Source organism: Flavobacterium luteolum (genome assembly GCF_027111275.1).
Lineage (GTDB): Bacteria > Bacteroidota > Bacteroidia > Flavobacteriales > Flavobacteriaceae > Flavobacterium > Flavobacterium luteolum.
In genome coordinates, this window is record NZ_CP114286.1 from 3,840,162 (window position 1) to 3,854,202 (window position 14,041).

The 14,041-nt window shown below is 34.3% G+C and carries 10 protein-coding genes; 5 read left to right on the top strand and 5 right to left on the bottom strand.

All coding sequences use genetic code 11. The annotated features are described in order from the left end of the window. Positions 1-163: 163 nt before the first annotated feature. The 3 genes from pyrF (at position 164) to OZP10_RS16460 (ending at position 4,277) form a co-directional block, all read left to right on the top strand. The gene (pyrF, locus tag OZP10_RS16450; RefSeq protein ID WP_281631851.1) at positions 164-985 is read left to right on the top strand and encodes an orotidine-5'-phosphate decarboxylase; all 822 of its coding nucleotides are present in this window, start codon (positions 164-166) and stop codon (positions 983-985) included. A gap of 91 nt (positions 986-1,076) precedes the next feature. After that, entirely contained in the window at positions 1,077-1,877 is an 801-nt protein-coding gene (locus tag OZP10_RS16455) for an ABC transporter substrate-binding protein (protein ID WP_281631852.1), read from the top strand. A 906-nt stretch (positions 1,878-2,783) separates the two neighbouring features. Next, positions 2,784-4,277, top strand: coding sequence for a catalase (locus tag OZP10_RS16460; protein WP_281631853.1), 1,494 nt, complete (start codon positions 2,784-2,786; stop codon positions 4,275-4,277). Positions 4,278-4,446: 169 nt separating this feature from the next. On the opposite strand, the gene purU is transcribed toward OZP10_RS16460, so the two are convergent. From purU to OZP10_RS16480, 4 genes are all read right to left on the bottom strand, one after another. Further along, entirely contained in the window at positions 4,447-5,301 is an 855-nt protein-coding gene (gene purU, locus OZP10_RS16465; protein ID WP_281631854.1) for a formyltetrahydrofolate deformylase, read from the bottom strand. A gap of 100 nt (positions 5,302-5,401) precedes the next feature. Next, positions 5,402-6,121, bottom strand: a complete 720-nt coding sequence (locus tag OZP10_RS16470) for a DUF4197 domain-containing protein (RefSeq protein WP_281631855.1) — start codon at positions 6,119-6,121, stop codon at positions 5,402-5,404. A gap of 159 nt (positions 6,122-6,280) precedes the next feature. After that, complete coding sequence (locus OZP10_RS16475; protein WP_281631856.1) at positions 6,281-6,703, bottom strand: cytochrome c oxidase assembly factor Coa1 family protein; 423 nt, start codon at positions 6,701-6,703, stop codon at positions 6,281-6,283. A gap of 458 nt (positions 6,704-7,161) precedes the next feature. After that, on the bottom strand, positions 7,162-8,721 hold the full coding sequence (locus tag OZP10_RS16480) for a L,D-transpeptidase family protein (RefSeq protein ID WP_281631857.1): 1,560 nt from the start codon (positions 8,719-8,721) through the stop codon (positions 7,162-7,164). A gap of 294 nt (positions 8,722-9,015) precedes the next feature. Between OZP10_RS16480 and OZP10_RS16485 the strand changes: the two genes are divergently transcribed. Beyond that, positions 9,016-12,456: a methylmalonyl-CoA mutase family protein gene (locus tag OZP10_RS16485; protein ID WP_281631858.1), complete on the top strand. Its 3,441-nt coding sequence runs from the start codon at positions 9,016-9,018 to the stop codon at positions 12,454-12,456. 532 nt (positions 12,457-12,988) lie between these two features. Here OZP10_RS16485 and OZP10_RS16490 read toward each other — a convergent pair. Further along, positions 12,989-13,303, bottom strand: coding sequence for a hypothetical protein (locus OZP10_RS16490; RefSeq protein ID WP_281631859.1), 315 nt, complete (start codon positions 13,301-13,303; stop codon positions 12,989-12,991). 193 nt (positions 13,304-13,496) lie between these two features. Between OZP10_RS16490 and OZP10_RS16495 the strand changes: the two genes are divergently transcribed. Beyond that, positions 13,497-13,910, top strand: a complete 414-nt coding sequence (locus OZP10_RS16495; RefSeq protein ID WP_281631860.1) for a helix-turn-helix domain-containing protein — start codon at positions 13,497-13,499, stop codon at positions 13,908-13,910. The last annotated feature ends 131 nt before the right edge of the window (positions 13,911-14,041 follow it).

Consider the following 14,041-nt stretch of genomic DNA (forward strand, 5'->3'; position numbering starts at 1 on the left):
ATTTAGAATAAAGTATGATTAATGTCACCCTGAGCAGAGTCGAAGGGCGCAAAGAGGCTTCGACTCCGCTCAGCCTGACAACGTAACAAAAGGTGCAACCTGAAACCTGAAACTTGAAACTAATAATTTTATTCGTAATTTTGCGCCACTATTAAAACAGAATATGACAACACAACAACTACACGAACAAATTCTTCAAAAAAAATCATTTTTATGCGTTGGATTAGATCCAGATCTAACTAAAATGCCAGCACATTTATTAGAAACAGAAGATCCTATTTTCGAATTTAATAAAGCAATTATTGATGCAACACACGATCTGACTGTTGGCTACAAACCAAATACGGCATTTTTTGAAGCTTACGGAATAAAAGGATGGATGTCTTTGCAAAAAACAATCAATTATATCAACGAAAATTATCCTGATATTTTTACGATTGCCGATGCAAAACGTGGCGATATTGGGAATACTTCGAGTATGTATGCCAAAGCTTTTTTTGAAGACTTGAATTTTGATAGTGTAACCGTTGCTCCTTATATGGGAAAAGATTCTGTAGAACCTTTTTTAGCTTTCGAAAACAAGCATACAATTATGTTAGCTTTAACTTCAAATGAAGGTGCTTTCGATTTTCAGACTTTAAGTACAAACGGAAAGGAATTATACAAGCAAGTTCTAGAAACTTCTAAGACTTGGAAAAACAGCGAAAACTTAATGTACGTTGTTGGCGCAACCAAAGCAGAATATTTTACTGAAATTAGAAAAATTGTTCCAGACAGTTTCTTATTGGTGCCTGGAATTGGCGCTCAAGGCGGAAGTCTGTCTGAAGTGTGCAAATATGGAATGAATGATAAAGTTGGTCTTTTGGTAAATTCTGCAAGAGCGATTATTTATGCGTCAAAAGGAACCGATTTCGCTGAAAAGGCTAGAGAAGAGGCATTATCAGTTCAAAAAGAAATGGCAACTATTATTGACAGCAGATTTTAATTAAATAGAAAACAGATTTAACCGCAAAGTTCGCAATCCCGATAGCTATCGAAATTGCGAACTTTGCGGTTAAGAAACACAATTTAAATAAATGAAACAATTAACAGATCAGCTTGGTACTATTCATTCTTTTGAAATAGCTCCAAAACGTATTATTTCGCTTGTTCCTTCACAAACTGAATTATTGTATGATTTAGGTTTAGAAGAAAAAATTATCGGAATTACGAAGTTTTGCGTTCATCCGTTTCATTTTAAATCTACCAAAAAGACTGTTGGCGGAACGAAGAAAATTCACTTCGAAAAAATAAAGCTTTTAGAGCCAGATATTATTATCTGCAACAAAGAAGAAAACACGCCTGAGATTGTAGAACAGTTAAGTGCAATTTGTCCAGTTTGGGTTACAAATATTGTTTCTATTGAAGATAATTTCCAAATGATTTCAGATTTCGGACAATTATTCAATTGCAGAACCGAAGCGCAGAAATGGAACGACAAATTGGCTTTTGCATTAAGCGATTTCAAAAATTATATCCAAGATATAAAAGAAAAGAAAGCTGCCTATTTTATTTGGAAAAATCCATACATGGTTGCAGGAAATGATACTTATATAAATGAGTTGCTAAAACTCAATCATTTTAAAAATATCTACGAAGACAAAGGTCGTTATCCTGAAATCGAATTAAAGAAAATGCGTTTAGAAGGAGATCCAGATATTGTATTTCTTTCATCAGAACCTTATCCTTTTAAAGAAGAAGATGCTTTTGAAATTGGAAGATTTACACATCACGCCAAAACCATTTTCGTAGACGGCGAAATGTTCTCATGGCACGGAAGCAGATTGCTAAAAGCGTTTTCGTATTTCAAATTACTGCATGAAAGATTGAAGAATTAGTTTTGTTTCAAGTTTCAAGTTTCAGGTTTCAAGTTTCAGGTTTCAAGTTTAACCGCAAAGAGCGCAATCCCGATAGCTATCGGGAACGCAAAGTTCGCAAAGTTTTTTAGACAAAGCTTTGCGAACTTTGTGCTTTATACAAAGCCTAATAAATGAAAAAACTTTGCGCTCTTTGCGTTAAAATTATGTTCAAAGTAAAGCAACTTGAAACCTGAAACCTGAAACAAATAAAACTTTTAACCAAAAAAAGAATGCCGACATCTCGAAGACGTCGGCATCATTTAACTAACCAAAACCAAAATAATAAATAACCAGTTTATTACATTACAAATGTCCGACATATATCAAACTTATGCTGTTAAGGTCTTGTTATTACTTTGTTGGATATAAGTTAATGTTTAAAAGATTGTATTTTTTTAACCGCAAAGAGCGCAATCCCGATAGCTATCGGGAACACAAGGTTCGCAAAGTTTTTTTACACAAAGCTTTGCGGACTTTGCACTTTATACAAAGCTTAATAAATGAAAAAACTTTGCGCTCTTTGCGGTAAAATTATGTTCAAACTAAAGCAACTTGAAACCAAGAAAAACCTGAAACCTGAAACTAAACTTTTATAAAAAAAGAATGCCGGCATCTCGAAGAAGCCGGCATCATTTAACTAACCAAAACCAAAATAATAAATAACCAGTTTATTACATTACAAATGTCCGATATATATCAATCTTATGCTGTTAAGGTTTTGTTATTACTTTGTTGACCATACGTTAAGATTTGTCAAATCGCTGTTTTGAGCATTCAGCATCATAGAATAATCTTTAGTTATTAAAATATAATAACAATCAATTTTACTTATGAATATGCTAAGGATAAGTTTGTATATTTGATAAAACGTTAAAAATCAGCAAAATGGAATCAAACAAAAAATTAACAACTGCAACCGGAACTCCCGTTCCAGACAATCAAAATATTCAAACAGCTGGCCCTCGTGGACCTGTTTTATTACAAGATTTTTGGTTCTTAGAAAAGATGGCACATTTTGACCGAGAAGTGATTCCGGAAAGAAGAATGCATGCCAAAGGATCTGGAGCCTACGGAACTTTTACTGTTACACACGATATTACCAAATATTCAAAAGCAGACTTGTTTTCTGAAATTGGAAAAAAGACAGAAATGTTTGTCCGTTTTTCAACTGTTGCAGGAGAAAGAGGCGCTGCTGACGCCGAAAGAGACATACGTGGTTTCGCGATGAAATTTTATACAAATGAAGGAAATTGGGACTTGGTTGGAAATAATACGCCTGTTTTCTTTTTCCGTGATCCAATGAAATTTCCAGATTTGAACCACGCTGTAAAACGCGATCCAAAAACCAATTTAAGAAGTGCTGATAATAATTGGGATTTTTGGACTTTGTTGCCAGAAGCTCTTCATCAAGTTACAATTGTAATGAGTGACCGAGGAATTCCGAGATCGTATAGAGAAATGCACGGTTTCGGAAGTCATACTTTTAGCTTTATTAATTCGCAAAACGAAAGACATTGGGTAAAATTCCATTTAGTTTCGCAACAGGGAATCGAAAATTTATCTGATGAAGAAGCTGCTAAGTTAGTAGGAGGAGATAGAGAAAGTCATCAAAGAGATTTGTTTAATGCAATTGAAGAAGGCAATTTTCCGAAATGGAAAATGTTTGTTCAGATTATGTCAGAAGAGCAGGCGAGAACCTATCGTTTTCATCCATTCGATTTAACTAAAGTTTGGTTAAAAGGAGATTTTCCGCTAATTCCAGTTGGAGAATTTGAATTGAATAAAAATCCAGAAAATTATTTTGCCGAAGTAGAGCAAGCGGCATTTAATCCAGCTCACGTAGTTCCAGGAATTGGTTTCTCTCCAGATAAAATGCTTCAAGGACGTTTGTTTTCTTACGGAGACGCTCACCGTTATCGTTTAGGGGTAAACAATTACCAGATTCCAGTAAACGCTTCTAGATGTCCGTATAACAGTTTCCATAGAGACGGAGCAATGCGTGTCGACGGAAATTATGGCGGAAGAAAACACTACGAGCCAAACAGTTTTGGCGAATGGCAAGATCAGCCAGAAGTAAAAGAACCGCCATTGGCAATTTACGGCGATGCTTACGCACATAATTTTAGAGAAGATGATAGCGATTACTTCACTCAGCCCGGACTTTTGTTCCGTTTATTGACCGATGAGAAGAAACAGCTTTTGTTTAAAAATACAGCGGGTCAAGTAGGAGGAGCACAGAAATTTATTCAAGTACGTCATATTAGAAACTGCTATCAAGCCGATCCAGCATACGGAGAAGGCGTAGCAAACGCTCTAGGAATGACAATGGCCGAAGTTAATGCTTTTGATGATCCTAGATTGGCGATTAAAGCAAGGTGAGGTTCTAAGTTTCTGAGATGCTAAGATTCTAAGATTCTAAGATTCTAAGTTGCCAACTTTTGAGCTTATGATCGATAAATAATAAACCCGACAGATTTTTAAAATCTGTCGGGTTTGCTATATAAAAAACTTAGTATCTTAGAAACTCAGAACCTTAGCATCTTAAAAATTAAGAAAAAACCACCGTCTTATTGCTATAAACCATCGTTTTTCTTTCAGCGTGTAGTTTAATTGCTCTTGCCAAAACGATGCGTTCCAAATCACGGCCTTTCATGATAAAATCTTCTACAGAGTGAATATGAGAAACTCTTGCGATATCCTGTTCAATGATCGGACCTTCGTCTAATTCTTCTGTTACGTAATGGCTTGTGGCACCAATAATTTTTACACCGCGTTTAAAAGCCGAATGATAAGGCTTTGCACCAGGAAAAGCAGGTAAAAATGAATGGTGAATATTGATGATTTTATTTTCGTATAACGAAATCAATTTTGGAGTGACAATTTGCATGTAACGCGCCAAAACGATAAAGTTGACCTGATATCTTTTCAAAAGCTCAATTTGTCTTGCTTCGCCTTCTTCTTTGTTATCTTTTGTAAAAGGAACATAGTGAAACGGAATATCAAAACGTTCTGCAATCGAACGCAAATCATTGTGATTACTGATAATCATCGGAATTTCAACACCCAATTCATCGGCACTGTAACGTCCTAAAATGTCAAATAAACAATGATCATACTTAGAAACAAACAAAGCCATTTTAGGTTTTTGTTCCAGATTGTATAAATCCCAAGACATTCCAAATTTGACAGCAAGAGTTTTATCAAAGTCTTCTTTAAAACTTTCAACTGTGATAGTCGAATTTTCGAATTCGCATTCCAGACGCATAAAAAATACATTTTGCTCTACATCCACGTGTTGGTCGATATAGGTAATATTTCCTCCTACCTTAGCAATAAAAGTAGTGACTGAAGCAATAATATTCTTTTGATCTTTACAGTGAATGAGTATGGTAATTTTTTGCATTTGAGTTTGTTTTTGGTTAGTTGCAAAGCTGCTGAGATCCTAAGACACTTAGTTTTTTAGCTTAGATGCTTAATGTCTTAGAAGCTTAGCAACTTTAGAATTATTTTCCATCCTGCATTGCAAAAACCTTCTGTAATAAAGGCGTTGTTCTTGCAGAAATATCGTTTCTGATTACTTTTTCTTCAACAGCAATCATTTTAAAAACACCAGACAAAGCTTGATTGGTTGTATAATCAGTTAAATCTGGATTTACTTTTTTAACTAGCGGAATAGTATTGTATTTGTTTATAATTTTTATCCAGACAGCATCGGCGCCTACTTTTTCGAAAGAGCTTTTGATAACCGGATTAAATTTGGCGTATAATGCAGTTGTTGTACTGCCTTGTAAATAATTGGTTGCGGCATTATCACTTCCTAAAAGAATGTTTTTAGCATCTGTAAACGTCATGTTTTTTACTGCTGTCACAAAAATCGGAGTTGCTTCTTTTACTGCGTCTTCTGCAGCACGGTTCAGCATTTTGATTCCTTCATCTGCAAGAGAGCTTAAACCTACTTTACGCAATGTTGCATCTACTTTTTGTAATTCTTCGGGCATTAAAATTTTTACAGCTTCGTTTTTGTAAAATCCGTCTACAGCAGTTAGTTTACTTACTTGTTGCGTGATTCCTTTATTTAAAGCTTCTTTTAATCCAGAAGCAATATCAACAGTTCCTGAATTTGGAATCTGAGATGCGATTTGAGGCAATTGATTTAGGGTTTGTTGTACCTGTGCACAAGAAGTAAGCGAAAATGTAACGGCTAATAGTAAAATCTTTTTCATTTGGGGTTTTTATTTAAGTTTCAAAAATACTACTTATTCAAAAACAACGCCACAATTTTATTCAGGGTGAAGAAAGATTTTGTTTGATAATTAACAACAGATTACTATTTGTGTATTTGGGACTTTTTATGATTATAATAATAAAAGAAAGAGAATTATTTACTTTTTCAGAAGATCTATTTTCTCATCTGTTTTTTCAATATAAACAGACATTTCACTGTATTTCCATTTTCCTCTTTTTTCTCCTACAACAAACAAAGTTGCTTTGCCTTTAGGACCTTTTAGAGGAACTTGTACATCGCAAGCTCGTACATCGTTGTGTGAAGTAACAACTCCAGAAACCATTCCGTCAGTTTCGATGGGAGATCCGAGTTTTTCAACCACTAATTTATTATTCTCTACAGCAATCATAGATTCTTTATAGGCTTCAGAATCTTTAAGAACCGAAGTTACTTCATAGAAAATTCCGCCAATAAATAAAGCCGCTAATATGATAAGAGTTAAACATCCGCTGGGAATAAGCCATTTCCAGTTTCGGTTTAGCCAGCTTTGTTTTTGTATTAACTCATTAGAATCGTCCATAAATCAATTTTTTAGGTGAATGACAAAGCTAAAATAAGGATAATTTCTTGTTTATTTTATAATTTTTTAATGGAAGGTATTTATGTTCAGTTTTCTATAATTTTGATTTTCTATTAATTGGAATGAAAAAAATCATCTCATAACTGTACAAGATGATTTTTAGGAAAGCCTTTCAGACTTTAATTAATATGATAATTTAGATTGAGGGTTGTATAGATTTGAATTAAGACGTTATTTCAAAAGCTGTTAGATCTTCTATGTTGTTCATTTTCATAATAATTAGCTTTTAAATACTGTAAAATTAATGGCAGAATTAAAAAGAACAAAATTCGGCTTGATTACGAAGAATCTGAACCTTTAAAAGGTTTAAGAATAAATAAGTTAAGATTTTTTACAATTAAAAAAGAGAGGATTTGTCAAAAATTGACAAATCCTCTCTATAATTTATTAGAATTGTATTATTGAGCTACAACTGCATTTTCTGTTATTTGTTTATCATTTTCGTAAACATCTTGAAAGAATCCTATTTCGCCATTTTCATTTACCAATGAAGTAAAATAAGTGATGAAAATTGGCACTTTTTTAGACAGCTTAAAACTGTTTTCTGTTTTACCAGCCATTGCTTTATCAATTTTTGCCTGATTCCATTCTGGATAATCTTTCAGCATGGCAACAGCAAGTTCTTTAGCCATTTTAACATTAATACATCCGTGGCTGAAAGTTCTTTTTTCAAAATCGAATAAAGTTTTAGATGGCGTATCGTGCATGTAAATATCATCAGAATTTGGAAACATAAATTTTACCAATCCTAAAGAATTATCTGGTCCTGGTTTTTGTCTTACTTGTCCGTTTACCATTTCCATGTTTTTCGCTGCTAGATAATTAGGATCTTCAGCCATTTTAGATTTCAACTCATTTTGCACAATACTTTGAGGTACTGTCCAATATGGGCTAAAAACAATTCGATCAATTTCTCCATTAAAAATGGTTGTTTTGGTTAAAGGTGCACCAACAAATACGGGTGAAGTCAAAACTATTTTTCCGTTCTTAACATAAAACAATTCATAAGAAGGAACATTTACCAAAACATATTCATCGCTGGCAGCAATTTTGGCCGAAATCTCACGGCATCTTTCCATGTTAAGTTTTAAAGTCGCCACTTTATCTTCAAGCGGAATATTCATTTCGTTAATGTGTTCTTCTGCCAAAATATAATTAGGTTTAAATCCGTTACGGACTTTATATTTCATTACAGCGTCCATCAATTCACGATCATAAATATCGCTTTTAGAATCTGTTTTTAAATCGCCTAACAAATACAGACGAGTTCTAACTTGCGAAATAGTGCTAGAAACCGCATCTGGACGTAACTCTTTATAAGGTGATTCTGCCGGAACAATTGGTTTATATTTGCTAGATTTTTCTAATCTTTTATATTTTTTTAGAGCATCTTGCAATTTGTAATACTGGTCAAATTCTACTTTTTCATTTGAGGCAACTGCTGTTGTTTCTGCTTCTTCTAATGTGCTGTAGTTTAAGAAATCTTTCAGCATGCTATCATAAGCTAATTTTTTCTTGTCGGCATTACTTTTCTTAGTGTACACTATATATAATGAACTCAAAAGCATATCTGCGTCAGTTTTAGAAAGAGTGCTTTTATCTGATGAAGCATCAAATAGTTGGTCTATTTCTTTTTGATAAGGAATAATTAAATCATCTGTTTTTTTTGCTTTTTCGTACAAAACAGAACCAAATTCGTTGATTTCGTTTTCATCAAACCAGATAGATCCAAGAGTTCTGTTTTTATACAAAGACATGACATCTGATTTATATTTTTTTAAATCCGAATATCTTTTAAAGAAGTCGTTCGAGATTTCGTCTACATCATTTTGATTGTGGTAAACAGTTAAATGATTTGAAGTTTTTTTATAGGTAAGATTGTTTTTTTCAATACTGTTAAAAGAAAATACAAAAAAACTCAAACTTAAAATGACGGTGAATGAATATAATGTTTTCATTTTTTTAATTTTTACGTTATTACTTTTCTACGTAAGTTTTAGGTAAAAATTTGGGGCTTTTCTACACTGCTAAATTACTATTAGAGAGCTCGAAACATGTTTCCTGATTTTATTTAAATGTTGCGAAATTGCCATGTCTTTAAGCTTTCTTTAACTTATATCAATTAGTAGCAAGAATTGTTACCTTTATATTGAAGAAAAAATATTTTCTTTTTTATTAACATAATGTTATTTGACTGATCAAATATTAAAATAATTTGTACATTGGTCGCTTAAAATTATCATATTCATAAAATGGAACAACAAATACCATATATTCCTAAAAATAAAGTAAGAATTGTCACTGCTGCTTCACTTTTTGATGGTCATGATGCTGCCATCAATATTATGCGTCGAATTATTCAGTCAACAGGGGTTGAAGTAATTCATCTTGGTCATGACAGAAGTGTAGAAGAAGTGGTGAATACCGCTATTCAGGAAGATGCCAATGCTATTGCAATGACTTCATACCAAGGTGGTCACAACGAATACTTTAAATATATGTATGATTTGCTTCGCGAAAAAGGAGCAGGCCACATTAAAATCTTCGGTGGTGGAGGTGGTGTAATTCTTCCTAGCGAAATTTCAGAATTGCATGAATATGGTATTACAAGAATTTATTCTCCAGACGATGGCCGTTCTTTAGGACTTCAAGGAATGATTAACGATTTAGTACAGCGAGCTGATTTTCCTATTGGAGATAAACTGAACGGAGAAATCGATCATATCGAAAATAAAATTCCTACCGCAATTGCACGTTTAATTTCTGCAGCCGAAAACTTCCCAGAAATTGCAAAACCAGTTTTTGATAAAATTCACGAAAGCAATGCTTCTTCAAAAATTCCAGTTTTAGGAATAACAGGAACGGGAGGAGCAGGAAAATCTTCTTTGGTTGACGAATTGGTTCGCCGATTTTTAATTGATTTTCCAGAAAAAACAATCGGATTAATTTCTGTCGATCCTTCTAAGAGAAAAACCGGAGGAGCGCTTTTAGGAGACAGAATCCGTATGAATGCTATTAATAATTCTCGTGTTTATATGCGTTCATTGGCGACACGTCAATCAAATTTGGCTTTGTCTAAATATGTAGCCGAAGCGATTCAGGTTTTAAAAGCTGCAAAATACGATTTGATTATTCTGGAAACTTCAGGAATTGGTCAGTCTGATACTGAAATTATGGATCATTCTGATGTTTCTTTATATGTGATGACGCCAGAGTTTGGAGCTGCAACACAATTGGAAAAAATCGACATGCTTGATTTTGCCGATTTAGTGGCTTTAAACAAATTTGATAAACGCGGCGCTTTAGACGCTTTACGCGATGTAAAAAAACAATATCAAAGAAACCATAATCTTTGGGATAAAAGCCCAGACGAAATGCCAGTTTTCGGAACAATTGCTTCGCAGTTTAACGATCCGGGAATGAACACGCTTTATAAAGCAATTATGGATAAAGTGGTTGAAAAAACGGCTTCTGATTTGAAATCGACTTTTGAAATCACTAAAGAAATGAGCGAGAAAATCTTCGTGATTCCGCCGGGAAGAACGCGTTATTTATCTGAAATTGCAGAGAATAACAGATCTTATGACGAAATCGCACTTTCGCAGCAAAAAGTAGCGCAGAAATTATACGGAATTTTCAAAACCATCGAATCGGTTTCTGGGAAAGTGCCTCAAATAAATAAAGCTGGAATCGACGATTCTACAGTTTTACCAAGCGGAATTCAAGAACACGACGAAAACAGAATCTTTTTAAATCTTTTACTGAATCAATTCGATAAAGTAAAAATGGATTTAGATCCCTACAATTGGGAAATTATTCTGAATTGGGATGAAAAAGTAGCGAAATACAAAAATCCAGTTTACTCCTTTAAAGTACGTGATAAAGAAATCAAGATTGCAACACATTCTGAAAGTTTATCACATTTACAGATTCCGAAAATTGCTTTGCCTAAATATGAAGGTTGGGGTGATATTCTGCGTTGGAATTTACAGGAAAATGTTCCTGGAGAATTTCCGTTTGCTTCTGGATTATATCCGTTTAAACGTGAAGGCGAAGATCCGTCGAGAATGTTTGCCGGCGAGGGCGGACCAGAAAGAACCAACAAACGTTTTCATTATGTAAGTGCAGGAATGCCAGCAAAACGTCTTTCGACTGCTTTTGACAGTGTTACTTTATACGGAAACGATCCAGATTTGCGTCCAGATATTTACGGGAAAATTGGAAATGCAGGAGTTTCAATCTGCTGTTTAGATGATGCGAAGAAACTATATTCAGGTTTCGATTTGGTTCATGCTTTAACTTCGGTAAGTATGACGATTAATGGACCTGCGCCAATGCTGTTAGGTTTCTTTATGAACGCGGCAATCGATCAGCAATGTGAGATTTACATCAAAGCAAATGATTTAGAAAAAGAAGTTGAAGCTAAAATCAACAAATTATATAAAGACAAAGGAATCGAAAGACCGAAGTACCAAGGCGAACTTCCTGCTGGAAATAACGGATTAGGATTAATGCTTTTGGGTGTTACGGGAGATCAGGTTTTACCATTGGACGTTTATAACGAAATAAAAGTAAAAACGTTAGCTCAAGTTCGTGGAACGGTTCAGGCTGATATTTTAAAAGAAGATCAGGCGCAAAATACTTGTATTTTCTCAACTGAATTTGCTTTGCGATTAATGGGCGACGTTCAGGAATATTTTATTACTAAAAACGTTCGTAATTTCTATTCGGTTTCTATTTCAGGATATCATATTGCAGAGGCAGGAGCAAACCCAATTACGCAATTGGCATTTACGCTTTCAAATGGTTTCACTTATGTGGAATATTATTTGAGCCGTGGAATGAACATCAACGATTTTGGACCAAATTTATCTTTCTTTTTCTCAAACGGAGTAGATCCAGAATATTCAGTTATTGGACGTGTGGCGCGTAAAATTTGGGCAAAAGCCATGAAAAATAAATACGGAGCCAACGAAAGAGCACAAATGCTGAAATATCATATTCAAACTTCTGGACGTTCGTTACACGCGCAGGAAATTGATTTCAACGATATTAGAACAACTTTACAAGCTTTATACGCGATTTATGACAACTGTAATTCATTGCACACAAATGCTTACGATGAAGCGATTACAACGCCAACAGAAGAATCTGTACGTCGTGCAATGGCAATTCAGCTGATTATTAATAAAGAATTAGGTTTAGCGAAAAACGAAAACCCAATTCAAGGTTCATTCATCATCGAAGAATTGACTGATTTAGTTGAAGCAGCTGTTCTTCAAGAATTCGACAGAATTACAGAGCGTGGAGGAGTTCTTGGCGCAATGGAAACGATGTACCAGCGTTCTAAAATTCAGGAAGAAAGTTTGTATTACGAAACTTTAAAACACAATGGCGATTTTCCAATTGTGGGTGTAAATACTTTCCTGAGTTCAAAAGGTTCGCCAACGGTAATTCCGGCTGAGGTTATTCGCGCAACCGAGGAAGAAAAACAATATCAAATTACGATGTTGGATAACTTGCACAATTTCCACGAAGCAAAAGTAAACGAGCATTTGAATACCTTACAGCAAGCCGCTATTAAAAACGAAAATTTGTTCGATCATTTAATGGAAGCTACAAAAGTTTGTTCTTTGGGTCAGATTACTTCGGCGTTGTTTGAAGTTGGTGGGCAGTATAGGAGAAATATGTAATCTTTGATTTTTTTAATGATATGGAAAACCTCTCAAGATTATTGGGAGGTTTTTTTATTAGAAATTTTCCAATAAGGCCAAAGGCCTAAAAGCATTTTAGCATTGGGCAAACGCCCAATGTCTGTAATAGGATTGAATAAGAAAGCCCTGAAAGGGTGTAAGCAATTAGATGACAAGAATGTCTATTGCCCTTTCAGGGCTTCGAGTTGTATTGAGTTTTAGCTAATAGGGCGTTGCCCTATTTTGGAGCTGTTAGCCTTTCAGGCTTTTTTATGCAGACTTTTAAGAATCTAAACCTCTCAATAAATTCTATTAAAAAAGTAGTTCACTAATGCCCCGATAGCGCGAGCGTCTCGCTCGTGAACGCAAAGTAATGCACGAGCGAGACGCTCGCGCCAGCAAAAAAATCCTATTATCAAATATAGCCCGTGGTTTCAACCACGGGTACACAATCGGAGCAAGACAATATTACGTTCCCGTGGTTGAAACCACGGGCTATGTCTATATCGTTTTTGAATAGCAAAGAAGAAAATCACTCAACAACCTCCCCAACAAACCCCAAAAACTCCATTTCATCCATAGGAAACAAATGCAGAATCGTTTCCAAAATCAACGAAACATTAATAGTTGTACTTTTATCTGCTTTAGAAAAATTATGCATATCATTATCAAGTGCCAGAATACATAATTTTAATAAATCGGTAATAAGACAACCGAGTTCTAAATAATTGACAACCTTAAATTGCGCGGTAAAAGAATTGGCTTCGTTGGTTGGTTTTAGCGTTGTAAAATACTGAGCGGTTAATTTTTGCAGTTTTTGTAGCTTTTCTGTTTCGTTAGTTTCCATAAGGCGTATATTTTTAATTAGTTTACAATTTGACTTTTACAAAATTATTATAAGAAAAATTGTACTTTTGTTTGATTCGGCGAAGGAAGAAATAGATTTTGCTGTACCAAATCATTTTTTACTGTATCGCATGGCAAAAAAATCTGTTTTTTACATTTTACCGATTTTGAGACTTTATTATTATCTTTGAATTATGAGCACACTAACAAAACCAAATCATATAGGGCGAAAAATAAGCCGTATTCGTGAACTTCGTGATATGAAACAAGAAGCTTTGGCGCAGGCTTTAGGAACAAACCAACAAGCGATTTCGGCTATGGAAAACAGCGAAACCATTGATGACGAAAAACTTGTTGAGGTTGCAAAAGCACTTGGTGTAACCGTTGAAGCAATTAAGAATTTTTCAGACGAAGCTGCAATTAATTATTTCAATAGTTTTAATGAAGCGGTTCATAATAGTCATTTTGGAAATAATAATCATTGTACTTTCAATCCATTAGATAAATTAATGGAAACGGTAGAAGAAAATAAAAAGCTTTACGAGCGTTTGCTTCAATCAGAAAAAGATAAAATAGAATATTTAGAAAAATTGCTAAAAGATAAATAGTAAGCTTTTTAAGAATATAGAAACCTCTCAGAAATGAGAGGTTTTTTATTTTACAAAAAAATATCGTTTTACGGCTTTCCTCAATTTAGAAGAAATTTGTTTGTATATATTAGCAACCAGAAAAATAGAGA